The sequence below is a fragment of the Limosilactobacillus urinaemulieris genome (assembly GCF_014838745.1).
GTDB classification, from domain to species: Bacteria; Bacillota; Bacilli; order Lactobacillales; family Lactobacillaceae; genus Limosilactobacillus; species Limosilactobacillus urinaemulieris.
Genome location: NZ_JABUXR010000002.1, coordinates 137,973 through 161,503 on the forward strand (window position 1 = coordinate 137,973; position 23,531 = coordinate 161,503).

A 23,531-nucleotide genomic window follows, 5' to 3' on the forward strand; every position below is an offset into this window, starting at 1 on the left:
AAAAAAGGAAGAGAGTGAGAAAAGCTAAACGTTTTCTCACCCCCCTCCCTTTTAATTAGTTTCGATCACTCATCCCAAAAATTTGGAGGAGTGAAATGAAGAGGTTAACAAAGTCTAAGTACAATTGAAGTGCACCCAAAACTGCTAATCCGGTTACTGAAACTTGATCACCATAGTTAACATAAATCTGCTTCATTTTCTGTGCATCCCAGCCAGTCAGTACAGTAAAAATAATTACTGTGATGAAAGAGAAAATGTAAGCAATCGCTGGACTTTGCAAGAACATATTAATAATGTAAGCAATAATCAAAGCAATCAATGCTGCCATTGCATGTGATCCAAACTTAGTCAAGTCCCGTTTAGTTACGGTCCCGTAAATCGCCATTACAATAAAGATCACTGATGATGAAACAAAAGCCGAAGCAATACTTGCACCAGTATAAACACCGGCAATCAATGCGAACTCAACTCCATAAATGATTGATATCAGCATCAACATTACGAAAGCACCAACAGGATTCCTGGTAGCGCTAAAACTAATTCCCATTGACAAAGCAATTGGCAACAGTAAGACAAGCCAGATCATTGCCGGATGGGCACCAAAGTAACCGAAAACCTCACGACGAAATGTATTCATTGTTAAATAGGCGGAAAATGCAGAAACCAAAATCGCAACCACCATGTTACCGTACATCCGAGTCAAGAACCGATTCAATCCTGCGGAATCAGTAACAACCCGGCGCTCCGGTTGTCCAGAAAAGTTATTCATTTATATCATTCCTTTTAATTTGACTTTCTCTGACCTTTCAAAAATAATAACAAATTTAATTGCGGCCTTCAACCTGCCAACTACTTGTTTAACAGCTCTTTATACTTATCTTCATATTTTTCAATATCTCCAGCACCCATGAAGACAACCACAGCATCATGATAATGAAGAAGCTTTGTCATCGTATCCATATCAATTCCTTCACTATCAGGAATCTTTGCTTCAAGATCTTCACTTGAAACATGCCCAGCTTGTTCACGAATAGAACCAAAGATTGGTGTAACAAAAACCTTATCTGCTTTTCTTAATGATTCTGCAAAGCCATCAATATAAGCGGCTAATCGCGAATAAGTATGTGGTTGGAAAACAGCAATCACTTGGCGATCCGGATATTTCTGCCGAGCAGCATCAATGGTTGCCTTAATTTCACTTGGGTGGTGAGCATAATCATCAATCAGTGTTTCATCGGCAATGTCGGTTTCACTAAACCGCCGCTTAACCCCAGTAAAGTTTGCCAGCTCACGTTTAATATCTGCCATATCGACATGTTCCATGTAAGCAACGGCAATTACTGCCAAGCTATTAAGAACACTGTGTTCGCCATAAAGATGAATGGTGAATGTTCCTAACTTTTGATCCTTAAAGTAGGCATCATAGGTCGAACCAGCTGGTGTTCGTTGGATATTTTCTGCACGGAAATCGTCTCTTTCATTTGTTCCATAGTAGTAAACAGGAACATCAACATCGAGTTTCCGCAGATTATCATCATCACCCCAAGCAAAGATCGCCTTCCTAACTTGCTTTCCGTATGTCTCAAAGGAACTGCGAACATCATCAATATCCTTAAAAAAGTCAGGGTGATCAAAATCAATGTTTGTCATAATGGCATAGTCTGGATGATATGCTAGGAAGTGATCACGGTACTCATCTGCCTCAAATACAAAGAAGCGGTCCTTGGCATTTCCCTTACCAACACCATCACCAATTAAGTAGCTAGTAGGTTCAACACCATCAAGGACATGGGCTAGGAGAGCTGTTGTACTGGTCTTACCATGCGCACCCGCAATTCCAATACTGGTATGACTAGCCACCTCGTTTTCTACCGCTTCAGGATAACTCATAACTGTTAATCCAAGTTCATGGGCCTTCTTTACCTCTGGATGATCTTCACCAAAAGCATTTCCTTGAATAACAATCATTCCTGGCTTTAAGTTAGCTGGATCAAACAGCAAAATCTTAATACCATTCTTCAATAATGGTCCCTGGGTAAAGGTTTCCTTTTCGATGTCTGACCCTAAAACCTCATTCCCCTTATCATGAAGGATTCGGGCAAGTGATGCCATCCCTGTTCCTTTAATTCCAATAAAATAATAAGTTTTTTTATCCATCAGTCTGGTTCCTTTCACAAATAGTTGTTAAATTAGCAGCCTAGTTTTGGGCTGGAAAGTAAGTATCGGCCCGTTTAAAGTCAACCGCTTCACCAGTTTCCTGCCAATCATCAGGAATTATCCATAGCCCTTTCTTATCAGGAGCATTCTTTAACCGAAGCTCACGAAAGCCGCAAAGCATTCCTTCACTTTTAACCCCCATTAATTCACCAGGCCAGATAATTTTACCACTCGGCATCATCGCACCAGGACGCGCTGCAACAACCTTAATATGCTCCTTAACATTAGGAGATCCACACACAATTTGAACCGTCTTGCCATCTTCTACTCGTGTTTGAGTAATTTTAAGGTGATCTGACTTGGGATGATCCTCAATTTTCTCAACATAACCAACTACAAACTTAGGTGTATGATCAGCTGTTAATTCATCAGTAAAACCTGCTTGAGTCAGCACTTTATTTAACTTAGCAACTTGTTCATCGCTTAAAAATACTTGTCCCCGTTCATCCTTCAGCTCTGGTAATACTTCACTTGCATTAAAGAAGTTATAGCCAAGAAGGCTTCCATCCTTCGCAGCAGTAATTTGTGTAACGTTTTCTTTAGAATTTACAGTCTGGTCAGCCACATCAGGACCAGTAATAACAACTAAAACATCGCCCATCTCTTGAGGGTTATAACTAGAAATTAACATCAGATTTTCCTTTCTCCATCAAAATAACAATGAAGGGAATCGTGATTAATAATACGCCGACCCCTTCATTCTTTTTACCGTTTACCATTTTACTTCAAATCATTTAAAAAATCTTCTACTTGTTGCTTAGTTTTTCGATCTTTGTTTACAAAACGACCGATTTCTTTGCCATCACTGTAAACAACAAAGCTTGGAATACCAAAAATATTTAATTCAGCAGCAAGGTCAATGTTTTCATCACGATCTACCTCAATGAAGGTGTATTCTGGGAAATCTTGTTCAATTTGTGGCATTGCTGGCTTAATAAAGTGACAGTCAGGACACCACCCAGCATCAAAAAACAGGACGACTTTCCCTTTACCAATCTTTTCTAATAATTGCTCTTCTTGCATTTGCGGTAACTTTTCCATTTTCTTACCTCCACGATAAATTGAAGTAATTATATCATTATGCTATCACATTAGCTCTTAATTAGCTTTTTCTATCCGTTAATGTTAAAATTAACATTATTAATTTTGATACTAACTGACAAAGGAAGCAATTAATTAAATGAATGATTCTAATAATTCACTCAATCCTTGGTTATTACCAGTAACACTCGGTGCATCTGGGGTGGTTGGGTTCCTTGCTGGAAAGTTGTTTGGTCAACGACGGATTTCAGCTGACCAAATTCTCAAAATGATTCGCGATGATTTCAAACGTGAAGGAGAGGTTACCGGTAGTTGGATTAATCAACATCGAATCCCCTATCAACGTTTCGCAGTTAAAACTGAAGCTTACGAAGGTGGCGTTACCCGTTTGGAAGATGATCAGCCAGTTGATTACCAATTTATTGCTGATGCCAAAACAGGGAGTCTTCTTTCATTGAAGCGGGTTGAGCGATCATTAAATAACTAAAAATTTCTATGAATAGAAAGAAAAATATAGGGTTCCAGAATTCGGTATTACCGAACGTTGGGACCCTATATTTATATACTTTACTATTCCCAGTAATCTTCAAATTTACTTGAAGCTCCAGTAGTAGCGTCAACATTTTCGCCAATAAAATTATCTGCAGTTACTACTTGCCCATTTTCTTCCCGTTGAAAGAAGAAGACAGGATACTGCGCATTATTTTGATAGTCGATTAACGTTACTAGTCCCGAAAAGAACCAGCTATCGTTAAAATTAATATGATAATTAATTCCATCCTTTTTCTCAATTACCGTTGCATTTGATAGATCCCTTTCTGGGGCAAACCCTTGCCGGGAACCGTGATGAACATCTCGTGGTTGAATAGTTTCCCCATAAATTCTAACCCCATCCCCAGGTTTAAGGGCGTAATTATCCTGAAACCATTTACTGGCACTGTTCGTAATAATTAATTTCATTTAATCATCCCTATAGGCTATCTTTTTTCGGCATTGCTGCGGTTAGCTTATAAATTGGCTGTCCCTTTGAAGCAAACTTATGCTCATATTCGGTTTCAACATTATGTTCATTCTCATCACTATTATGAAGATCAAGCCAAAGCCCAGCAAACTTCATTCCAAAATTATTCATACTAACAACGGAAAATTCAAAGAATCCCATATTATCAGTTTTCAGTTCAACTTGTCCTTGTGGCTGCAAAATGAGTTGATACTCACTCAAAAAGGTGTGATAGGTTAATCGCCGTTTTGCATGTCGTTTCTTTGGCCATGGATCTGAGAAGTTCAGGTAAAGTTTCTCAACTTCACCAGGTTCAAAATATTCAGTTAACTCCTCACCTTCACCACAAATCAACTGCAAGTTAGGTAGTTTTTCTGGAAGGGCTTTTTTTAAAGCAATTGCAGCAACAGTCCGCTGAATTTCCAAACCGATAAAGTTAATCTCCGGATGTGCTTTTGCCATTCCAATAATAAATTGCCCCTTTCCCATTCCTACTTCAAGATGAAGGGGCTGTTTCTTGGAAAAGCGCGATTGCCATTTTCCCTTAAACTGTGTTGCATCATCAACCAATAATTCAGGGTGTTCCGCCATTAATGGGTCCGCCCACTTCTTATGTTTTACACGCATAATATTCCTCACTTTGTCATTTTTTTAATTCGACGTTGAAAATAGAATTTAGTTAAAAGATAGCTTTCCACAATTCCTAAAACCAAGTTCAACCCTAACCGTTGCCAGTTAAGGTCCCGACCAATGCTTGCGATCACTATTAGTAACATTTCAATGATAATTACCCTACCCAATAGCCGTTGAAAGTCCTTAACCCGAACTTCATGGGCAATCGGATAAATATGAGTAAAAACGTTATTCTGGTACTGTTCGTAAAATGGCATTAGCTGGGTAGCAACAAGGTAAATAAACAGCAGAGCAATAACGGTATTTAACCAATTGACCGGAATGAAAAAGACAACTAGCATTCCAACAATCGTTAACCGCATTACTAATCCACTTACCTCAGTATTTCGCACAAAACCATGCGCATACAAGTATGCCCAAGGATGATTATCATTTTCTAGTAATTTAATTAAACCAGCTGCCCATTTCCGTCGCTTAATACGTCCCTGAACACTTGGGACATCAGTAAAGAGGTTAAAGAACCGGTAAATGCTAAACATCCGATCTTGTTCTGCTCGAACAGCTAGTCGCCAATCAATCGCAACACTTCTATAATAAGTAGTCATCGCAATTAGTAAGATTACCGATACTAACAGGCCCCAAATAGGTCCCACAAACCACGTCACCAGCCAAACAATTAATGGGTTTATCCAATATTCAGCAATCGTTCTGCTACGTTGTGCTCCCCAGCGAATACTGATCGCTTTCCTGGCTGTCCAAAGCCACGTTACCTTAACAATCAACGCTGTGATTAAGATTAGGCTAATATCAAGCTCTGTTAACCGCTCTGTCGTTAAAGCAAACGGTAGAGCAATTGCAGAGAGAATAAGCATCATAAGCACGCCTAAAATCATGCTATAGATAGTTGCTTGTTTCAAATAACGGCTAATAGATCTTACCTGGGGAAGAAGAAAGACAGGATCAGGGCGTTTAACCAGCGTTGCCAGCCGCCCAACCTGAGTAATTAACACAAACCAAAGAACTAGCAGCCATCGCGACCACCAGAGATGGTCATTTAATTGTGGCAGCCACTGTGAATAACCATAAGCCAGTACACCAAAGAGGAAGAATAAAGCAATGACAAAGTGGTCATTAAATACTAACCGCCAATACTTTAGTAACTCCGTGAAATGCCTTTGCCGACGTTGACTAAATAAATTATTCATTTTGATCATCCCTTGCTAGGCTGAGATAAATATCATCAAGTGACTCATCAGGCTTATCAGCTTTTTGCCGTAATTCGTCCAATGTCCCCCGAGCGCGAACTTTACCGTTAGCTAACAGGACAAAGCGATCACAGTAACGTTGAGCAGTGTCAAGAACGTGAGTTGACATCAAGACAGCTGTACCTGCCTTTTTCCGTTCCTCAATCAATTCTAACAAATCATGAACCGCCAATGGATCAAGTCCATAAAAAGGTTCATCAACAATTAATAATTTGGCATCAGTCATCAGAGCACAGCAAATCATTACTTTCTGCTTCATCCCTTTTGAAAAGTTAGCCGGAAACCAGTCAAGTTTATTATCCAACCGAAACGTTTTTAATAATTTCTGAGCCCTAGACCATGCCTCTGCGTTATTTAATGAGTATGCCTTAATCGTTAACTCAATGTGCTCCCGAAGAGTTAGTTCATCGTACAAAATTGGTGTTTCTGGAACATAAGCAATTTGTTTTTTATAATCGACGGGATCCTGTTGAATATTAACCCCATTTAAAGTAATTTCACCTGAAAATGGTCTTAATAATCCAATGACATGATTAATTGTTGTTGACTTACCAGCACCATTAAGACCAATTAGGCCGACCAGCTCACCAGGCTTAACCTGAAAACTAATTCCTTTTAGTACCGGGATTCGGGAATATCCCCCAATCAAATTTTTTATTTCAAGTGCCATTATTTTCCCTCTTTTTATTGACTTATCTAGCGTTGATTATATCATAGGTCACTTATTGACAGCTCTTTTTCGGAACACTTTTGGTATACTTATGGTAACAATATTTTTCAAAGGAGCGATCACTAATGGATGACTGTATTTTCTGTAAAATAGTAAAGGGTGAAATTCCTAGTTATACGGTATACGAAGATGACGTAGTAAAAGCGTTCCTTGATATTTCTCAAGGAACACCTGGACATACCTTGGTCATCCCCAAGAAGCATGTTCCAGATCTCTTTGCATATGACGAAGAATTAACTGCTGCCGTTTTCTCCCGCCTGCCAAAAATTGCACGGGCAGTTAAGGCCTCAAACCCTAAAATTAAGGGCCTTAATGTTTTGAATAATAACGGTAAAGTTGCCTACCAATCTGTTTTCCACTCACACATTCACTTAATTCCTCGTTACTCCGATCAAGACGATTTTAAGATGATTTTTAAGGATAATTCAGGTGAATACAATGACGCTAAATACAAAGAAATTCAAGAGTCAATTAAGCGACAATTTGATAACACCAATAACTAATCATTTTCAAGCAGACTTAGCTAATATTAAGTTTCTTCTCCACTCACTTAAACAACTATCCACAAGTACCCAGAAATTACAGGATGCTGCTAAAGGACTTGAAAAGTACGTTGATGAGGTTGAACTTCTTCATGAGCAATGGCAATTTAAAAGTCAGCCTCATCTTGAAAGAATTCAGCAAATTATTGATAAACTAAAAGAATAACAAAGGAAGCCCATCGTATTCGGATTAACCGGATGCCAAGGGCTTCCTTTTATTTTAGCCAGAATAATTTTAGTTATTAGCGAGGGATGAGCCACTATTTGATTTAGTGGTGCTTGCATTACTATTTAAGTAATCATCCATAATATTCTTTAGATCGTTATCTTTAATTGAAACGTTTCCCTTCTTAAGGACGTTTGAAACAACCTTATGTAAGAACTTAGAATCATTCATCTTTTCTTGAACGATTTGTGTCTTCAAGTCATTAATGTGTTGGCTCTTCTTCCCCTTTGCCGGGTGTTCAATCATGTAGATCACAACATAGCCGTCATCTGTTTTAACCGGCTCAGTAGTATATTCACCAGTCTTCAACTTAAATGCCGCCTTCTTGTATGCTGAGTCAACAGAAGTTGAAGTATTATCGAATGCTGCTACCTTACCACCAGCATTTTTGGTTGAGGCATCAGTTGACTTAGACTTAACTAACTTCTTGAAGGTCTTGTAAGGATGATCTGAATTATTCAACTGATCAATGATACTTTGAGCATCGTCCTTACTTCCCACAAGGATTTCAGCAGTTTGGACCTTTGGCTCGTACTTCTTCCACTGCTTATCAATTTGTGCATTAGTAATGTGGGTATAGCTTCGCACAGCAGCTTCCAAGCAGAGATTAGAGCGAATTTGTTGCTTTAACTTTTTCTCAGTCAACCCTTGCTGTTGTAACACCGCACTAAATTGTGAACCATATTGATTCTTGTACGTGTTGTATTGGGCGTTAACTTGCTTATCAGAAACCTGCTTCCCGTACTCCTTCTCCAAGACCTTATCCAAGATCATTTGTTGAAGAACTTGCTTCCCGTTAGTGGTGGTTTTCATTTCGTTATAGTACTCTTCCTGAGTAATCTTTCCCCCACTAGTAGTTGCAACGGCCTTACTCCCACAAGCTGCTAATGGCAGGACTAGCGTTGCACAGGCAATCATAGCGATTAACTTCTTAGATTTCAAAAAAACACTTCCTCGATTAAATTTGATTTTCACAAAACTTACCAATCTAATATACCACACTCAAAAAGTGATACCACGACTTGATCCAGAATGTTTAAACGATTTTCAAACTTTATTCTTATTTAGCTGATCGAGATCGACAACGGGTGCCCCCAGCTCCTTAATCTGATCATTAGCGGTAAAGTAAATTACTTGGTTTTCCTCAGCCATCTGGTTCAATAATTTTAACATCCGTCCCCGACGAACATTATCAAAATTAACAAAACCATCATCCACCATAACCGGTAATTTAATCTGGTCATTAATTACCGTAATGAATCCCAAACGGAGAGAAATAAATAATTGTTCTGCTGTTCCAAGCGATAGTTCAGCAACCTGAAAGATTTGCTGGTTATCGTTTAATACACTAATTCCACTATCATCAACAATAATTTTCTGGTAACGATCAGCAGTTAAAATTGCAAAAAACCTTTCTGCTTGTTGAAGAATCTTCGGGTACCGATCTTGAGATGCTAGTTTCAGTGCCCCATTAATCCACCGAATAGCAAGCTGGTCACTTAACCATTGTTTAGTTTCATCCCAAATTACCGTCTGCAGATTTGTTAACTGCTGGTTTAATTTACTAAATGAGCCATCCTGAACTAAGGTATTAATTTTAACATTGATTTGGGCTAATGCAGTTTCAAGCTCCGTTTGTTTTTGTTCATTAGCTGCTAATTCCTGATGAGCAAGAGAAACCTTATTATCAAGCAAATCCTTGCTATCATAGCGGGCTAATTGTTGACGATCACCAGTTGTTAGCTGCTGACCATAAGCTGATGCCGTGACCTTCCTAGTTTGGTCAGCTACTTTTTGTGCCTGAAGTTGTTTAAATTCATTATCAGTTTTAATTCCAAGCGACTTATATTCAGTCTCCTTAGCTTGCCGACACTTAGTCAACTGTTGCGTTAATTGGTCAATTTGGCTTTGGATTCGGGTTAGTTCCTGTTCCACACTACTTAATTGTTGTTCCTGATCCTGCATCTCAACAAGCCATCGCTGATAACTATTAATTAATTCATTGAGAGAATTAGCCGCTAACCTAACTGGTAGTTGTTGCTTAATTAATTCTAGCTGGTGTTCAAAACTAGTTTTACGCTTATCTGCTTGCTCTAATTGAGCTTTTAAATCATGGTAACGATGAAGGTCCCCCTGCATCATTAACCATTTACTTGTTGGAAATGCCGCTAAATTATGTTTCTCTCCAAATGACTGAAGCATAGCATTTCGTTCTGCCGTTAACTTTTTTTCGCGTTGTTGCTGCTTAAACCATAATGCTCCTGCACCACCAAGAGCAATAATTCCGCAAATCCAAACTAGGGGCTGGCGAAGAATCAATCCCAATACAAAAAGGACAATTCCAATTCCAGGAATAAATAGATTTTGGCTATTGCTAATTTGAGAGTTGGTCCTAAGCAGCCCTTCCAGTTCACTCACCGCTCGTTCAGAAAGTGGCTCTGGTAACTTAACACTTCCATAACGTTCCGCTAGCTGCTTAAGTTCGGTATGCCATTGTTCCTGCTGATCAACTGCTTGACTATTTTTTTGAATTTGTAAGGTCAACAACTGATCTTTTAATTGCAGATAATGTGCTTTATGTGATCGATAATCCTTTACTTCAGGATCAGCCATTTTTTTGATAACCGCTTGCTGTTCAAGCCGCTGTTGATTAAGTGACTTATATTGAGCGTTAAGTTCCCGCTCCCTACTTTGCAGTTCTTGAATCTTAATAATTTCATCGTCCGTTAACCGCTCTGTAGGGGATTCTTTCTGGTGATTTTGCCACTGTTCGTAAATTGGCCATAGTCGTTGAAGTCGTTCTTCTTTTTCGACCTGATGTTTGAGCTTTGGCTGTTCCTGCTTTAGTTGTTCTAATTCAGATTGTTTTTCAACTTGTTCTTCAACTAAACGGTGGTACTCACTACTCTTTGATTGAGCTTGGTTAACCCGTTCACGAAGTTCATCATATTCTTTCAAATGACGATTTAGACTTAACTTTCGTCCGCGGGGTTTATACAGGGAATCTGCTGCTTTTTCTAGGTGAGCAATTTGCTGGAGCCATTCCTGACTGCCAACTGCTCCTAATCGCTGTAAATGCTGCTCTAATTGTTCCCGGTCCAATTCATCATTTAGAATATTATTTTGGTTAAAGCTGTAGATGGTTTGATAAAGTTCACGATCTAAGGGGCCGAGCAATTTAGCAAGGAAATCCTGTTTTTCCTTTTTCCCCTTTTCATTGGTAATTGTGACTTTCCCACCATTTTTCCCCTTGACACGTTTGATAACATACTGGTGTTGATCAGCAATTACTGTTAAAGAGCCACCATAACGCGAACCATCTTTAGGGATATATTGTTGGTATTTATTTTTCCCTCGACCATCCGCAAATCCAAAAAGGATACTCAGGATAAACGAAGCTAAAGTGGTCTTCCCAGCTTCGTTGGCTCCATAAATTAGCACCGGATTGTTAGAAAAGCTAAAATCCTGATCATGCCATTTTCCGAAGCCATCAATGTGGACCTGTTTAATTTTCATCGTGATCCCCCTCACCTAATTTTTGACTTGCTTCGTAACGTAATTGTTTAACTAGGGAAGGATCTGCAAGTTGATCTGCAATAAAGCCATACTTCGCCAACTTATCAGCCAGATCAATAACGGCGGCTTGACTAAAGACATCCTTAGCAGATTGGTCCCAATATTTCTGGTCTAAATCGGTCATTTTCGGTAAGGCAGTATCTTTTAAGAGATTAAGTTGATATGGCCACCACTGGTAATCGCCCTTTTCACTCAATCTTTCCTGAAGCCGAGCCAAAATTGTCCCATTAGCTAGCAATTTTTTAGTTAAATCATTAACTTGACCTGTTAAATGGATATTAAACGCAATCATCTTAAAACGATCTTCTGTCTTTTCCTTATGAAGAAGCATTTCAATTAATGAATCAGCTGTTTGATCGTGGTTTAATTGAGCATCAATCTCACACCATTCAATTGGCGCAACCGACTTAAACTCTGCCGTTAACTTATCAGCATCACTTTGAACAAGATAATAGCCATGGTGACCATCCTCGTTTTTATGGCGTCCCTGCGGATTCCCTGGATAAATAACCAGTGGTTCCTCGTTCAGAACCTGGTGCTTATGAATATGTCCTAATGCCCAATAATCATATTTCTTCTGTAACAGTTCAGAAAGTGTGAAGGGAGCGTAGTGATCCTGATCGGGATTATTTTGTGAGATGGCGCCATGAAGCATCCCAATCTGCCAATCAGCAGTCCCTTTTTTCGGAAATTTACTGGTTTGATCTTCAACTAACCAACGCTTACCGTAACTAAATCCTGTAATTGCTACTATCTGGCCATCAGCAAGCGTTAATGTTTTTGTTTCAACCTGGTTACCAAATACATGAACATTGTTCGGCAATGAATTTAATTGTTCCGTTACTGGCTGATAATCATGATTACCATAACTCAGGTAAACAGGAATTTGTTGTTTTGCTAACTGTCGACACTGGTGGATAAAGAAATCTTCCGCTTCAGCACTGTGATGATCGCGATCATAAATATCGCCAACAATCAAGACAAAATCAACTTGCTGATTAATTGCATCATCAACAATTCGTTCAAATGCCGTAAATGTTGACTGGTGAACCCGTTGCCAAATTTGGGTTGGCATTTCATCCAGTCCCCGAAACGGGCTATCTAAATGTAAATCTGCAGTATGAATAAACTTCATTTTTTCACCCTTTGAATGGAAAAACGGGAAGAGCACTCAGACACGACTGTCATCATTCTGCTTCCCGTTATCATCTTTATAACTAAATTAACAGTTACTTGTCAGTTGGTTGTGGACCTTGTGGCATAACATCCTTGTAAATATCTTGGATAGGACTAGTAATTGTCCGGTTGAGTTGTTGAAGCATATTATCAACAGCACGTTCTTGGTTCATTAAGGTTTGAACTTCAGGCTTGGAGCTCATTTCCTTAGCAACGGTTTGAATTGCATTAATTTCGTCTTGAGTAAGCTTTTGACCAGTCATTTGCTTTTGTTGAGCATCTGCTTGCATTTGTTGGAACTTCTTAAAAGTTTCAAAAGTGTCTTTTTGGGCCTTCAAACTATCAAAAGCCTTCTTTAATCCTTGATATTCTTGGGTTTCTTTTAATTGATTACTAAGTTCATTAGCGGTGTCATAAATATTAACCATTTTTGTAACCTCTTTTCATTTATTCAACAATTCGATTGTATCATACTATCAGCTAATCATCATTCTTTCAGAATAAAGAGCGAACATTATTCCACAGCTGCCCAGCACGATTACCAAAGTCATTTACTGATTGATTAAACCGGTTCATCAGGTCACCACCATTTTTCAGCAGTGAGCCCCAACCCTTATTACTCTTCCCGCTATTTGCGGTTGCTCGTGTTTGGGCATCCTGAACGTTAAATTTCGTATTTGGCGTATTCTTCAAAATCCCACTCATCTCAGCTTTATAAAGGCTATTAACATTTTTCATTGAGATATCTTGAAGGGCATGGGATGAATTAGTATCATCATAACCTTCCCAAGTAGCAACTACCACATCAGGAGTATAACCAACAATCCACTTATCACGATCATCAGCACTATCGCTTTTAACTGCCGATTCCGTTGTTCCTGTTTTCCCGGCTAACGTGTAACCAGCAGGCCGAGCGGATTGACCAGTCCCGTGTTCAAAGACGCCGATTAACATACTTGTCATGTTCTTAGCAGTATTAGCAGTGACAACCCGTTTTGGTTTGGCCGTCTTGGCGGTAACAATCGTCTTTCCAGAAGCATCCTTGATCTTTGTAATGTAGTGGGTGTCAGGCATCTTACCCTCATTAGCAAAGGTAGCATAAGCACGAGCAATTTGTTCAGGAGAAACACCCTTAGTCATTCCCCCTAAAGCAAGGGCAAGGTTCTTATCCCCTTTTTCCACTGGTAGGCCAAATTTCTGGGCCATCTTATATCCAGTATTAACCCCGATCTTGTTTAACAACCATACTGCTGGCGCATTCAGACTTTCATAGACTGCCTTATACATAGGAACACTTCCGGCATAAGTATCATCATAGTTTTTTGGTGTATAGTCATTGGTCCCATACGCTTGTTTCTTATCCTGCAGCGTGGAATCATAGAAATAACCATGTTCTAAGGCTGGAGCATAAACAACCAGTGGCTTAATCGTTGAACCTGGTTGCCGACGCATCTGTATTCCCCGATTGAAGCCTCGGAAAACATGTTTCCCTCGACCACCAACAATTGCGGTAACCCCACCCGTTTTCGGATTCATCGCAACTGAAGCCGACTGTACCTTAGTCCCATCAACTGAATTGCTAGGGAAGTTATCATCGTCTTCGTAAGTTTGTTGCATTGAGCGTTGCTGATCCTGATCCAAGGTCGTATAAATCTTATAACCATTATTCATGATTTCCTTTTCTGAAAGGTGGTATTTATTAATTGCCTCAGAAATCACGGCATCGAAATAGTATGGGTAACGATAGGTATCCGGTGCAACATACCCGTTAGTAACTTCTAACGGAACCTTTTTATATTGGTCAGCTGCTGTTTGACTTAATTGGTGATTTTCAACCATTAGCTGGAGGACTAAGTTACGACGTTGCTTAGTTGCATCCGGATGAGTAACTGGATCATAAATTCCTGGTGATGTTAGCATTCCTGCCAACGTTGCAGCCTGAGGGACAGTTAGTTCATCTGCATTACAATCAAAATACCTTTTGGCGGCATCCTGAACCCCCCAGACCCCATTACCAAAGTAGGCATTATTAAGATACATCGTAAGAATTTGCTTTTTACTGTATTGATTTTCAACTTCTACCGCGATAAAAATTTCTCGTGCTTTCCGTGAAAATGTTTGCTGTTGGGTTAGAAAGGCATTCTTAACTAACTGCTGAGTCAAGGTGCTTCCCCCACCAGAAATGTAATCACGATGTAGCAGCTTATTCTTAATCAACAAAAAGCCGGCACGCCCAAGTCCCTTAACCGAAAAACCGTGTTCATGGTAAAAGTTCCGGTCTTCAGTAGAAATTACCGCTGCTGGAACATTTGCTGAAATCTTATTAAGTGGTACATACGTCCCTTTCTGCGAATATAAACTTCCAGCAGACTGATTATCATGGTCATAGATCATCGTTGGTCGCTGTAAACGATGTTCTAAGTTCTTAACATCTGCTGTCTTAGCAACAAATGTCAGGTAAGTACTAGTTGCCAAAAATACTCCTAAAAAAATTACAATTAGCCACCGTGTTAGTTGGTACCGATGCCAAAACTGCTTTAACCAACGAATAAACCGTTGCCAAAGTTCGTTAACAACCTCTTTTACCCGTTGCCAAAGCTGCTTTAGCCAAGCAAGCAACCGTTCCCGAAAAGGTGATTTCTCTTCTGGTTCTCTTCTCATTTATTAATCCCCATATTTAGTAACATTAAGTCTCAATCATTTTACCATAGGAGAATTTTTCCGTAGTCAATTTTCGGTCAGCATAACTAAAATTTAAAATAATAAAAGGAAGCCGAGGGATTCTCGATTTCCTTTTATTTAGAATAATTTTTCTCTTACATTTCGTCTGGAGCCTTAACATCAAGAAGAGCCAATGCAGACTTCAAAACATGACTAACAGCTTGAGTTAATGCTAACCGTGCTGGTTGTTGCGGATCATCATTTAGGATCCGGTTATGTGCATAGTATTGGTTAAACTTCTTGGCAAGTTCCAATGCATACTTTGCAACTACCGATGGATCATAGTTAAGTGCAGCCCGCTTGACAGCTTCACCATATTGGCCTAAGAAGCTAATTAATTCCCAAGCACCATCACCAACTTGAGTTAAGTCAACATCGCTAAAGTCACGAATGCCGCCTTTCCGCAAAATACTCTCAGCCCGTGCCCGTGCATATTGAACGTAAGGACCAGTTTCCCCTTCAAACTTAACAACATCTTCAAGCTTAAAGTTAACTGCGTTCCGCCGGTAATTCTTCAAATCGTGGAAAATTACGGCCCCAATACCAACTTGCTTTGCAACCTCGTCAGCGTTCTTTAGGTCAGGGTTCTTTTCTGCGATTTGCTTCCGAGCAAGATCAACGGAATCATTAAGAACATCTTCAAGAGAAACAACATTCCCTTTCCGTGTTGACATCTTTTGACCATTTAAGTTCATTAAACCAAAGGAAATATGTTCAATTTGATCCCACCAGTTAAAGCCAAGTTCCTTTAATGCCATCCGCAATTGTTTGAAGTAAACTTCTTGTTCAGCACCAACAACGTAGAGGGACTTAGCATGACCATACATCCGCTTCCGGAATAAAGCAGTAGCTAAATCACGGGTAATGTAGGTGGTAGTTCCGTTACTCTTAATAATCAGCAGTGGTGGTAAGTTGAATTGTTCAAGATCAACAATCTCAGCGCCACGGCTCTTCTTTAACAATCCCTTATCACGAAGGAGTTGAATTGGTTCTTCCATCTTTTGTGCTGAGAATGCTTCACCATTAAATGAGTCAAACTTGACATCTAACATGTCGTAAACCCGTTGGAACCGTTCCAAAGAGATTTCCCGGAACCAGTGCCAGAGACGCCAAGCTTCTTCATCACCGTGTTCCAGCTTAGCAAACCATTCCCGACCTGCATCAGTATATTCTGGATGTTCATCTGCTTCGGTGTTAATCCGAACGTAAAGTTGAAGCAGCGTATTAATAGGATCACTCTTCAAGCCGTCCTGAACTTCTTGACTATCGCCCCACATTTTATAAGCAGCCATCATCTTACCGAATTGAGTTCCCCAATCACCAAGGTAATCAATCCGAATCAAATTATAATTAACCTTTTCAAGGATCCGCGCAATGGCTTCACCAATCATTGTTGAACGAAGGTGACCCATCCCCATTGGCTTAGCAATATTAGGTGATGAATAATCAATTGTTACATTAGCCTTGTGACCAAGATCGCTTTCACCGTAGTGCTCCGGATCATTTAAAATTGTCTCTAGCACGCCAGCACCAACATTGGCTTTATCAAGGAAAAAGTTAATGTATGGACCGGCTACAACAACCTTATCAAAACCAGTTTGGTCAATCTTTTCAATTAATTCACTAGCAATCATTTGCGGTGCTTTATGTAAACTCTTAGCTAAGAAGAATGTTGGAAAGGCATAATCACCATTGTTTGAATCTTTTGGCCGTTCAATCTTTTCTTCAATTTCGTTTAATTCTAAATCTGGCAATGCAACAGCTAAGGCATTCGCTACTTGTAATTTTTCATCCATAAATTAATTCCTCCTATACAAAAAGTCTCTAGTAAACAACAAGGATTTACTAGAGACGAGATTTACCCGCGGTACCACTCTAATTGAATTAGAATTCCACTCATTTATTAAGCTTTACCTATGGGGCACGCCTTCATAAGGGTAAGCTTCCTGACTTCCACCATCACAGGATCGCTAATTAACTGCACCTTATTACTACTCCTCAATCATCGGTTTCTCGTCTAGTTTATCATATTCCACTTATTTGTAAACAAGATTTTTAGATTTGCTTTATCATCTTCCCCCCCCACTTTTCCTTTAGTATTTCGTTTTTAATAGGATTTTTATTGAATCATTATTAATCCTTTATGTTACAATTTTCCCAACACGTTAAAGAAAGGTTGCTGATAGACATGATTAATCAACAAGTACAAGCAGTAACAATTGCCGGTCATGACTCAGACGGTAGTGCAGGAATGCCAGCTGATCTCCACGCATTTTTTGTAGATGGTGTTTATGGCCACGGACTCCTTACCGCTGCCGTTTCAGGTAATTCTTATGGAATTGACGCGGCGCAAGTAATGCCAAAAGATTATATTGAACAGCAATTCAAAACATTATCTACTGATTTCAAGATTTCTGCTGCAAAAACGGGAATGCTTGCTAACGATGATGTAATTAATGTCGTGGCTGATCAGTATACTAAGGTTGATTTTGGCCCATTAGTTGTCGATCCAGTAATTATTACTAAACACGGGGCAATGCTTCTTGAACAGTCAGCATACGAATTATTCCGTGAACGAATTGTTCCCTTAGCAACTGTGATTACACCCAACTTTTACGAGGCACAAAAATTAACCGGACTACAGCTGAAAGATACCCAGGAAATGTTCGATGCAGCAGTCAAACTTCATGAAATGGGAGCCAAAAACGTTGTAATTAAAGGTGAACATAATGCTCCCACTCAAAAGGAAGTAGTTGATGTGGTCCTGCTAGAAGACGGCTCACGGTTTGAACTAACTAAGCCATTCTTCGATACGACCCACGTTAACGGGACTGGAGATACTTTTTCGGCTATCATCGCTGCTGAATTAGCTAAGGGCACGGACGTGAAGAATGCCGTTATTCGTGCTAAAGATGCGGTTTATGCTGCTATTTCTCATCCACTTGAGGTTGGTCATAAATTTGGCCCAATTAACCATTGGGCAGCAGAACGTGAATTAAAGAAGAAGGAATTATAATGATTAATCACTATCGTCATAAAGTAGTCTTAGTTGGGGATGGTGCAGTTGGTTCTGCATTCGCCTTTTCCCTTCTCCAATCAAATCGTGAAGTTGATGAACTAGTTATCGTAACTCGTCAACATGATAAGGCAGTCGGCGATGCCCTTGACCTTGCTGATATTACCCCGTTAACTGGACCCACAGACGTCTTTGCCGGCAACTATGAAGATGCTCATGATGCCGATGTCGTGGTTATTACCGCTGGTGTACCGCGAAAGCCTGGCGAGAGTCGTCTAGATCTTATTCATAAAAACGTTAAGATTCTCAAGGAGATTATTAACCCGATCGTTGCTAGTGGCTTTAATGGAGTTTTTGTAATCTCTAGTAATCCAGTTGATCTTTTAACCACCTTAACTCAGCGAATTTCTGGTTTTCCAAAAGAGCGGGTAATTGGTACGGGAACTTCACTTGACACAATGCGGTTACGGTTGATTCTTAGTCAGCGATTAAATATTTCAGTTAATGCAGTCGATGCCCAAGTCCTTGGCGAACATGGTGATTCTTCATTCGTTACTTTCGATGAGGCAATGATTAATGGACAACCATTAGATAAAATTATTCAATTCACGCCGGAAGAAAAGAATGAAATTGAGGAACAAGTTCGTCGAGCTGGTGCAAAAATTATCCAGCATAAGGGAGCAACCTTCTACGGTGTTGCTAAGTGTTTATCATCAATTGTCTGTGCAATTATCGAAAACCAAAATACTGTAATTCCTGTCTCAGCTCCCCTCACTGGCCAATATGGAATTAATGATCTTTACCTTGGCTCACCTGCAATTATTAATCGCCAGGGAATCGGTCAAGTAATTGAATATCAGTTATCACCAACTGAATTAGCTAAAATGCATACCTCTGCAGAACAGCTCTCCACAGTTCTGAAAGAAATTTAGGAGGAATGAAAAAAGCAAGGAAAACAAAATGTTTTCCTTGCTTTTTCTATAAGCGGGTAACGAGAATCGAACTCGCGACGCAACCTTGGGAAGGTTAAGTTTTACCACTAAACTATACCCGCATAAACTAAGTAATAGCAATTACTTAGTAAGTATATCGCTAATCCAACTATTTGTCAGCCTTTTTTGATGATTTTTTTGTTGGCTTTGAATCAGCAGATGACTTAGAGGACTCCTCATCACCATCTTCGTCTTCATCGTCAGCTTTTTCAGTACGTGGAACAGCCTTAATCATCTTGGCTTCACTTTGCCGAATAACAGCACGACTGTTTAATTCATTAACCCCATTCTTGTCACTAGGATCAAAGTCTTGAATCGAAATCATAATAGAATTGTTGTAGACTTTTTCAACGATTCCGGTAAAGTCATGATCCATCGGGCCAAATTTCTTTGCCTTAACAAGATCACCAATTTCAAAATCAGCCACAGGCTATCACCTCTTCATTATTCTAGTAAACACAATAATGTACAATACACTTTTTCTAACATTTTTTCAAGTAAAGTGTTCCTCTTAAGGCCCATAAATTCTTATCAGTGATAAAATCAGATCCTGAAAGGAGCTTTCTGATGCTAAATCTTCTAATTTTATTTGCGATTGTTATTTTAATCATTTCTTCTACTGCTGGCCTTCACGCTAAAATGGAAAAACACGTTAGTAATTGGTTAATTATTACCCGTTGTTTCTTCTTTATTCTCTTAACCTGCCAGATAATTCAACTATTTCTCACCTGGAAGACTAGCCTTCTCGTCAATCTTATTTGGTTAGTCATTTCTATCATCCTCTTCATTCTTACTGCGAATGCTTTCCGTGAAAAAATTGTAACGTTTGGTAATCCTCGTCATTCAAGATTAGTTTTCGCGGGGATGATTATTAACCTTTGTTTGGCGTTGATCGTGATTTTCTTTTAAGAATCCAATTAGTTTTTCAGCAGCTCGTGCCCGTGTTAAATAAGGATAACATTCCTCGAATGTCATCTGAGCTAATGTTTTAGTTAAGCCACATGGAATGAGAATTCGACTAAATCCTTCGCCATTAATTCCACGTTCAGTCCTTGCAATTCGTCCCTTTAATATTCCATCAGCTACTTTAATGATCTTTCCTTGGTGAGCACAAGCAATACTGGTCTGCATTATAAATGTCCGGTCTTTTCCTTGAACAAGACGAATAATGTGCTGTGCATACTGATGGGGTGTGGGATAGTTTGTAAGATCGCGTGCTGTCCTTACCCCAAGGATTTCGGGCCTAGCTGTGAGCAATAATCCTGAATCATCTGCAATGACTAATTTATCAGGAAGCAGTTCACTAATAAAAATCGCTTTATCACTAGCATTTTCTTCATATGAACGGTTCCCCTCTGGAGGGAATTTTTTCTTGGGAAGTAAATCCGTATATGGAATTATTTCATTATTGTAAATACGAAAGATCTGTTGAAGTTCTTTAATTTTAGCTTGATTATGACTAGCAATAACAAACTGCAATCGAATTCCTCCTTAGTACCGAAGTGGTGCAATTACTTTGTTGACCCATTCCATCGCCATCTTACTATGAATATCTGTAAATGGGGCTCGTTCAATCAGGTGATCATCAATATTAAATAATCGTAATTGTCCCTTAACTTTAATTGGCTTAATCCAATACGAACCATCTTTTACAAACGGAGCGATCTTCCAAGCATAATAAGAACCATTCCGGCCTTGCCGTTGCTCAATGTCAACAATTTTAGCAACGCAGAGGGCGTACCCAGGTACAAAGCCATGAATCTTTTTGGCAGTATTGCATATCAACAGGTCTCCCCGATACTTAGTTGACCATGAACGATATTCTTCAATTTTTGTCCCATTCATGATTTCAGCAGCAAAGTCCGACCGAATCGATAAGGCTTTCATACTGACACTCCTTCCTAAAAGGGCACCACCAATCCTGAAATAGTAGGATTCGTAGTGCCATTTTCTTAACCTAAAATATGATTAACAAACAGTAATCCCAGAATGAATACAACCCAGCCGACCACCGTTTTCACATTTTTACGCCGATTGAAGCGTTTCTTATAGGCTTCAGCTGACTTAACCAACTCTGGCGAAACTGCCAAATGTTCTTCGGTGTACCCACTGATATCAAGGCTCTGTTGATGATTAAAGTCTTCTCCATTCAGGTGGAAGTGAGCACCATAAACGATATTATAAATTTTCCACTGTGCACTTCCTTTTTCTCGCCCAAAGACAACATAATCTGTCCACTGCTGCCGTTTAAATGACGAATTAAAATCAGAGAGAACATTCACTTCACTATCTAATAACGTGAATGCTTCTCGCTTTCGTAACATTAAATCACTCCCTGCATCGAATGATAGATCGGTAACAATAGTCGTAAATAAAGGCCAATAATGATTAACGCAATCACGCTAAAAATAATTGGCTGGATAAGTGCTAATAATCGCTCAATTCGGCTTGTTAAACGAGTAAACAAAATATTAGCTAAAGCCGTTAAATCACTACCTAGATCTGATAAAGTCGATCCTTTCGCCACAATTATTTTAAGTTCTTCTGGTAAGAATCGTGCACGCTTAAACGGTTCCGTTAATCCATGTCCCTGATTAACTGCAGTTTCCGTAAGATTTCCTAGTATTGATAAGAAGTTTTGCTCGGAACTTTCGCTAACAATTACACAAATTTCTTTAATCGTTAATCCATGACGAATCATCATTGCAAGATTAGTAACCACATAGTAGCTATAAAACAGTTGGTAGCATTTACCAATTACCGGTAATGAACATAATGTATTAATCCTTTGTAACTGGTCTAGTTTTAGCCACCGTAGTCCTACTAAGAAGCTTCCAGCTAATATTCCTCCGCTAAGGTAAGCAATTATTTCTAACAAATAATAATTAGCTCTGCTTTGTGGATTCCCTGTTCCCCATTGAGAGAGCTCGGGAAAAACAAATATTTTTAACGTCACCATTAAACTAACCAATAATCCCAATAAAATTAATGGGTATTGCAATAATGTCATTAACTTTTGTCGCTGCTTTTCTTGATGGAGCATTAACTTACCGATTTCCTGCAAACATTCTTCTAAACTTCCATACTGTTCTGCAAAAAGTAACTGGTAATATAAATTTGTCTTTATATACGGTTTTAAGCACTCTGCAAACGCTTTTCCATCTTGCATTGCCAAACTAATTTCCTGAAAAAGGAATTGGTGTCTTTTTAAAATTACTCCTGAAAATTCAATCGCATGACGCAGGGAAAAACCGCTTTTTAATAAGTCAGCAACTAACAACAGCCACTCTGCTTGAGCATGAAAGTTAAATTTACCCGTTTTTGAGTTTCTCATAATTTGCCACTGTAATGCTCTCTTCTTCCCGTAATTTTTTAAGCTGTTGGCGCCAAGCACTGCTCATCCCCCGCATTCTTTGTTCTTCAATTACTGTTGATAATTCTTTTCCACTCAAGACATCAAATAAAACTGCATCTCCATCACGGAGAGGCAACAATCTCTGGTAACAAATTCCCGTTAATCCTTGGTGAAGGTAATATTTTTCAACTCCTAATTGTTGCATTCTAGCAACTACCCCATAAGCATTTGCCGCATGGACCGTTGCTAAGACGAGGTGTCCACTAAGTGCCGCTTGAATCGCTAATTTTGCCGTTTCAGGATCACGAATTTCACCAATAATAAAGTTATCCGGACGGTGCCGTAAACCAACCTTTAGCAACTCTTGATACCCCATTGCCGCCTTTTCATTGACCTGTAACTGCAAAAATGCTGCTTCCTCAATTTCTACGGGATCTTCAATCGTCATCACAAGCTCTTTCTTTGCAAGCTCCTTAGCTAACCGATACATTGTCGTTGTTTTCCCTGATCCCATTGGTCCTGCAAATAATATTAAGCCACGTGATTGGGTTAGTTTAGTGATCATGTTCCACTGCTCCGGTCGATTTATTCGATAATTGATATCTTTTAACGGATAAATAAAACGAATAACCATTGATTCTTGCGCTTGATAATTTCCGACGGTCGATAGACGCAGATCAATTGTTTCATTACAACTAACCTGCCATTTAAGTGCACCAATTTGAGGACGGCGATGTTCACTCATAATCATATTGCCGCGATATTTAAAGTAGGCTATCATCTGTTGTCCCTCAGCCGTCGTTAATTCTGCAATCACCCTTTTCTTACCTTGGACGCAAGTTAGAATCCGGTAGTGGTCCTGGTAAGGAAGAATGAAAAGATCAGAACTCCGGTTTTTAATCGCATTATTCACTAGTCTTTGAAATTTTTCCATTTGGTCACCTCCAATATAAAAGAACGGAATTTAATTCAAATTCTATTTTTTTAAAGAAAAAACGATCAAGATTGCTTCTTTCTCAATCTTGATCGTCGACTTTCACT

26 protein-coding genes and 1 tRNA gene are annotated in these 23,531 nt (G+C 39.3%); 6 read left to right on the forward strand and 21 right to left on the reverse strand.

The annotated features are described in order from the left end of the window. Positions 1 to 55 precede the first annotated feature (55 nt). The 4 genes from HUK45_RS01730 to HUK45_RS01745 all read right to left on the reverse strand — a co-directional run bounded on the left by HUK45_RS01730 (position 56) and on the right by HUK45_RS01745 (position 3,258). On the reverse strand, positions 56 to 769 hold the full coding sequence (locus HUK45_RS01730) for a Bax inhibitor-1/YccA family protein (RefSeq protein ID WP_191910806.1): 714 nt from the start codon (positions 767 to 769) through the stop codon (positions 56 to 58). A gap of 80 nt (positions 770 to 849) precedes the next feature. Beyond that, complete coding sequence (gene murC, locus HUK45_RS01735) at positions 850 to 2,157, reverse strand: UDP-N-acetylmuramate--L-alanine ligase (protein WP_191910807.1); 1,308 nt, start codon at positions 2,155 to 2,157, stop codon at positions 850 to 852. A gap of 40 nt (positions 2,158 to 2,197) precedes the next feature. Beyond that, the gene (gene ytpR, locus HUK45_RS01740) at positions 2,198 to 2,848 is read right to left on the reverse strand and encodes a YtpR family tRNA-binding protein (protein ID WP_191910808.1); all 651 of its coding nucleotides are present in this window, start codon (positions 2,846 to 2,848) and stop codon (positions 2,198 to 2,200) included. A gap of 89 nt (positions 2,849 to 2,937) precedes the next feature. Continuing rightward, on the reverse strand, positions 2,938 to 3,258 hold the full coding sequence (locus HUK45_RS01745; protein WP_191910809.1) for a thioredoxin family protein: 321 nt from the start codon (positions 3,256 to 3,258) through the stop codon (positions 2,938 to 2,940). A 139-nt stretch (positions 3,259 to 3,397) separates the two neighbouring features. Between HUK45_RS01745 and HUK45_RS01750 the strand changes: the two genes are divergently transcribed. Further along, positions 3,398 to 3,745, forward strand: coding sequence for a PepSY domain-containing protein (locus HUK45_RS01750; protein ID WP_191910810.1), 348 nt, complete (start codon positions 3,398 to 3,400; stop codon positions 3,743 to 3,745). 83 nt (positions 3,746 to 3,828) lie between these two features. On the opposite strand, the gene HUK45_RS01755 is transcribed toward HUK45_RS01750, so the two are convergent. From HUK45_RS01755 to HUK45_RS01770, 4 genes are read right to left on the reverse strand one after another with little or no spacing between them, the layout of a single operon-like run. Then, positions 3,829 to 4,218 (reverse strand): HesB/YadR/YfhF family protein, encoded by a 390-nt coding sequence (locus HUK45_RS01755; protein ID WP_191910811.1) that lies wholly within the window; start codon positions 4,216 to 4,218, stop codon positions 3,829 to 3,831. 10 nt (positions 4,219 to 4,228) lie between these two features. Further along, the gene (trmB, locus tag HUK45_RS01760; protein WP_191910812.1) at positions 4,229 to 4,885 is read right to left on the reverse strand and encodes a tRNA (guanosine(46)-N7)-methyltransferase TrmB; all 657 of its coding nucleotides are present in this window, start codon (positions 4,883 to 4,885) and stop codon (positions 4,229 to 4,231) included. Positions 4,886 to 4,893: 8 nt separating this feature from the next. Next, the gene (locus HUK45_RS01765) at positions 4,894 to 6,096 is read right to left on the reverse strand and encodes an ABC transporter permease (protein WP_191910813.1); all 1,203 of its coding nucleotides are present in this window, start codon (positions 6,094 to 6,096) and stop codon (positions 4,894 to 4,896) included. Continuing rightward, complete coding sequence (locus HUK45_RS01770) at positions 6,089 to 6,826, reverse strand: ABC transporter ATP-binding protein (protein WP_191910814.1); 738 nt, start codon at positions 6,824 to 6,826, stop codon at positions 6,089 to 6,091. Before HUK45_RS01770 ends, HUK45_RS01765 begins: the two co-directional genes overlap by 8 nt. Before the next feature lie 125 nt (positions 6,827 to 6,951). Between HUK45_RS01770 and HUK45_RS01775 the strand changes: the two genes are divergently transcribed. Together HUK45_RS01775 and HUK45_RS01780 are read left to right on the forward strand one after the other, a co-directional pair. Then, on the forward strand, positions 6,952 to 7,389 hold the full coding sequence (locus HUK45_RS01775) for an HIT family protein (RefSeq protein WP_191910815.1): 438 nt from the start codon (positions 6,952 to 6,954) through the stop codon (positions 7,387 to 7,389). Then, complete coding sequence (locus HUK45_RS01780; protein ID WP_191910816.1) at positions 7,370 to 7,594, forward strand: hypothetical protein; 225 nt, start codon at positions 7,370 to 7,372, stop codon at positions 7,592 to 7,594. Before HUK45_RS01775 ends, HUK45_RS01780 begins: the two co-directional genes overlap by 20 nt. Positions 7,595 to 7,663: 69 nt before the next feature. On the opposite strand, the gene HUK45_RS01785 is transcribed toward HUK45_RS01780, so the two are convergent. From HUK45_RS01785 to argS, 6 genes are all read right to left on the reverse strand, one after another. Then, a complete protein-coding gene (locus HUK45_RS01785) occupies positions 7,664 to 8,596 on the reverse strand; it encodes a peptidylprolyl isomerase (protein ID WP_191910817.1) in 933 nt (310 codons plus the stop codon). A 105-nt stretch (positions 8,597 to 8,701) separates the two neighbouring features. Beyond that, entirely contained in the window at positions 8,702 to 11,170 is a 2,469-nt protein-coding gene (locus HUK45_RS01790; RefSeq protein ID WP_191910818.1) for an ATP-binding protein, read from the reverse strand. After that, positions 11,160 to 12,365 carry a metallophosphoesterase family protein gene (locus HUK45_RS01795; protein ID WP_191910819.1) on the reverse strand — a complete coding sequence of 402 codons (1,206 nt, stop codon included), beginning with the start codon at positions 12,363 to 12,365 and terminating at the stop codon, positions 11,160 to 11,162. Before HUK45_RS01795 ends, HUK45_RS01790 begins: the two co-directional genes overlap by 11 nt. Positions 12,366 to 12,459: 94 nt before the next feature. Next, a complete protein-coding gene (locus HUK45_RS01800; RefSeq protein WP_102169130.1) occupies positions 12,460 to 12,834 on the reverse strand; it encodes a YlbF family regulator in 375 nt (124 codons plus the stop codon). Between the two features lie 67 nt (positions 12,835 to 12,901). After that, positions 12,902 to 15,067 carry a PBP1A family penicillin-binding protein gene (locus HUK45_RS01805; protein ID WP_191910820.1) on the reverse strand — a complete coding sequence of 722 codons (2,166 nt, stop codon included), beginning with the start codon at positions 15,065 to 15,067 and terminating at the stop codon, positions 12,902 to 12,904. 155 nt (positions 15,068 to 15,222) lie between these two features. Further along, positions 15,223 to 16,923, reverse strand: coding sequence for an arginine--tRNA ligase (argS, locus tag HUK45_RS01810; protein ID WP_191910821.1), 1,701 nt, complete (start codon positions 16,921 to 16,923; stop codon positions 15,223 to 15,225). 392 nt (positions 16,924 to 17,315) lie between these two features. On the opposite strand from argS, the gene thiD reads away from it, so the two are divergent. Together thiD and HUK45_RS01820 are read left to right on the forward strand one after the other, a co-directional pair. Beyond that, positions 17,316 to 18,143: a bifunctional hydroxymethylpyrimidine kinase/phosphomethylpyrimidine kinase gene (thiD, locus tag HUK45_RS01815; RefSeq protein ID WP_191910822.1), complete on the forward strand. Its 828-nt coding sequence runs from the start codon at positions 17,316 to 17,318 to the stop codon at positions 18,141 to 18,143. Beyond that, on the forward strand, positions 18,143 to 19,075 hold the full coding sequence (locus HUK45_RS01820) for an L-lactate dehydrogenase (protein WP_191910823.1): 933 nt from the start codon (positions 18,143 to 18,145) through the stop codon (positions 19,073 to 19,075). Before thiD ends, HUK45_RS01820 begins: the two co-directional genes overlap by 1 nt. Before the next feature lie 51 nt (positions 19,076 to 19,126). On the opposite strand, the gene HUK45_RS01825 is transcribed toward HUK45_RS01820, so the two are convergent. Together HUK45_RS01825 and HUK45_RS01830 are read right to left on the reverse strand one after the other, a co-directional pair. After that, positions 19,127 to 19,197: transfer RNA gene (locus HUK45_RS01825), tRNA-Gly, on the reverse strand. A gap of 47 nt (positions 19,198 to 19,244) precedes the next feature. After that, a complete protein-coding gene (locus HUK45_RS01830) occupies positions 19,245 to 19,562 on the reverse strand; it encodes a hypothetical protein (RefSeq protein ID WP_191910824.1) in 318 nt (105 codons plus the stop codon). A 140-nt stretch (positions 19,563 to 19,702) separates the two neighbouring features. Between HUK45_RS01830 and HUK45_RS01835 the strand changes: the two genes are divergently transcribed. Continuing rightward, a complete protein-coding gene (locus HUK45_RS01835; protein WP_191910825.1) occupies positions 19,703 to 20,044 on the forward strand; it encodes a hypothetical protein in 342 nt (113 codons plus the stop codon). Here HUK45_RS01835 and HUK45_RS01840 read toward each other — a convergent pair. The 5 genes from HUK45_RS01840 to comGA all read right to left on the reverse strand — a co-directional run bounded on the left by HUK45_RS01840 (position 19,985) and on the right by comGA (position 23,424). Next, a complete protein-coding gene (locus HUK45_RS01840) occupies positions 19,985 to 20,614 on the reverse strand; it encodes a non-canonical purine NTP pyrophosphatase (protein ID WP_191910826.1) in 630 nt (209 codons plus the stop codon). The genes HUK45_RS01835 and HUK45_RS01840 overlap by 60 nt on opposite strands. 12 nt (positions 20,615 to 20,626) lie before the next feature. Beyond that, entirely contained in the window at positions 20,627 to 21,022 is a 396-nt protein-coding gene (locus HUK45_RS01845; protein ID WP_191910827.1) for an ASCH domain-containing protein, read from the reverse strand. 65 nt (positions 21,023 to 21,087) lie between these two features. Next, positions 21,088 to 21,459 carry a hypothetical protein gene (locus tag HUK45_RS01850; RefSeq protein WP_235971917.1) on the reverse strand — a complete coding sequence of 124 codons (372 nt, stop codon included), beginning with the start codon at positions 21,457 to 21,459 and terminating at the stop codon, positions 21,088 to 21,090. Then, entirely contained in the window at positions 21,459 to 22,469 is a 1,011-nt protein-coding gene (locus HUK45_RS01855; protein WP_191910828.1) for a type II secretion system F family protein, read from the reverse strand. Before HUK45_RS01855 ends, HUK45_RS01850 begins: the two co-directional genes overlap by 1 nt. After that, positions 22,447 to 23,424, reverse strand: coding sequence for a competence type IV pilus ATPase ComGA (comGA, locus tag HUK45_RS01860; RefSeq protein WP_191910829.1), 978 nt, complete (start codon positions 23,422 to 23,424; stop codon positions 22,447 to 22,449). The genes HUK45_RS01855 and comGA overlap by 23 nt, the downstream gene beginning before the upstream one ends. Between the last annotated feature and the right edge of the window lie 107 nt (positions 23,425 to 23,531).

What these genes read in the sequence shown, in the direction of transcription:
- HUK45_RS01775 (WP_191910815.1), top strand. Translation starts at nt 6,952, where the DNA reads ATGGATGACTGTATTTTCTGTAAAATAGTAAAGGGTGAAATTCCTAGT.
- thiD (WP_191910822.1), top strand. Translation starts at nt 17,316, where the DNA reads ATGATTAATCAACAAGTACAAGCAGTAACAATTGCCGGTCATGACTCA.
- argS (WP_191910821.1), bottom strand. Translation starts at nt 16,923, where the DNA reads ATGGATGAAAAATTACAAGTAGCGAATGCCTTAGCTGTTGCATTGCCA.
- ytpR (WP_191910808.1), bottom strand. Translation starts at nt 2,848, where the DNA reads ATGTTAATTTCTAGTTATAACCCTCAAGAGATGGGCGATGTTTTAGTT.
- HUK45_RS01750 (WP_191910810.1), top strand. Translation starts at nt 3,398, where the DNA reads ATGAATGATTCTAATAATTCACTCAATCCTTGGTTATTACCAGTAACA.
- comGA (WP_191910829.1), bottom strand. Translation starts at nt 23,424, where the DNA reads ATGGAAAAATTTCAAAGACTAGTGAATAATGCGATTAAAAACCGGAGT.
- HUK45_RS01770 (WP_191910814.1), bottom strand. Translation starts at nt 6,826, where the DNA reads ATGGCACTTGAAATAAAAAATTTGATTGGGGGATATTCCCGAATCCCG.
- HUK45_RS01795 (WP_191910819.1), bottom strand. Translation starts at nt 12,365, where the DNA reads ATGAAGTTTATTCATACTGCAGATTTACATTTAGATAGCCCGTTTCGG.
- trmB (WP_191910812.1), bottom strand. Translation starts at nt 4,885, where the DNA reads ATGCGTGTAAAACATAAGAAGTGGGCGGACCCATTAATGGCGGAACAC.
- HUK45_RS01850 (WP_235971917.1), bottom strand. Translation starts at nt 21,459, where the DNA reads ATGTTACGAAAGCGAGAAGCATTCACGTTATTAGATAGTGAAGTGAAT.
- HUK45_RS01845 (WP_191910827.1), bottom strand. Translation starts at nt 21,022, where the DNA reads ATGAAAGCCTTATCGATTCGGTCGGACTTTGCTGCTGAAATCATGAAT.
- HUK45_RS01745 (WP_191910809.1), bottom strand. Translation starts at nt 3,258, where the DNA reads ATGGAAAAGTTACCGCAAATGCAAGAAGAGCAATTATTAGAAAAGATT.
- HUK45_RS01800 (WP_102169130.1), bottom strand. Translation starts at nt 12,834, where the DNA reads ATGGTTAATATTTATGACACCGCTAATGAACTTAGTAATCAATTAAAA.
- HUK45_RS01820 (WP_191910823.1), top strand. Translation starts at nt 18,143, where the DNA reads ATGATTAATCACTATCGTCATAAAGTAGTCTTAGTTGGGGATGGTGCA.
- HUK45_RS01805 (WP_191910820.1), bottom strand. Translation starts at nt 15,067, where the DNA reads ATGAGAAGAGAACCAGAAGAGAAATCACCTTTTCGGGAACGGTTGCTT.
- HUK45_RS01835 (WP_191910825.1), top strand. Translation starts at nt 19,703, where the DNA reads ATGCTAAATCTTCTAATTTTATTTGCGATTGTTATTTTAATCATTTCT.
- HUK45_RS01755 (WP_191910811.1), bottom strand. Translation starts at nt 4,218, where the DNA reads ATGAAATTAATTATTACGAACAGTGCCAGTAAATGGTTTCAGGATAAT.
- HUK45_RS01730 (WP_191910806.1), bottom strand. Translation starts at nt 769, where the DNA reads ATGAATAACTTTTCTGGACAACCGGAGCGCCGGGTTGTTACTGATTCC.
- HUK45_RS01765 (WP_191910813.1), bottom strand. Translation starts at nt 6,096, where the DNA reads ATGAATAATTTATTTAGTCAACGTCGGCAAAGGCATTTCACGGAGTTA.
- murC (WP_191910807.1), bottom strand. Translation starts at nt 2,157, where the DNA reads ATGGATAAAAAAACTTATTATTTTATTGGAATTAAAGGAACAGGGATG.
- HUK45_RS01855 (WP_191910828.1), bottom strand. Translation starts at nt 22,469, where the DNA reads ATGAGAAACTCAAAAACGGGTAAATTTAACTTTCATGCTCAAGCAGAG.
- HUK45_RS01790 (WP_191910818.1), bottom strand. Translation starts at nt 11,170, where the DNA reads ATGAAAATTAAACAGGTCCACATTGATGGCTTCGGAAAATGGCATGAT.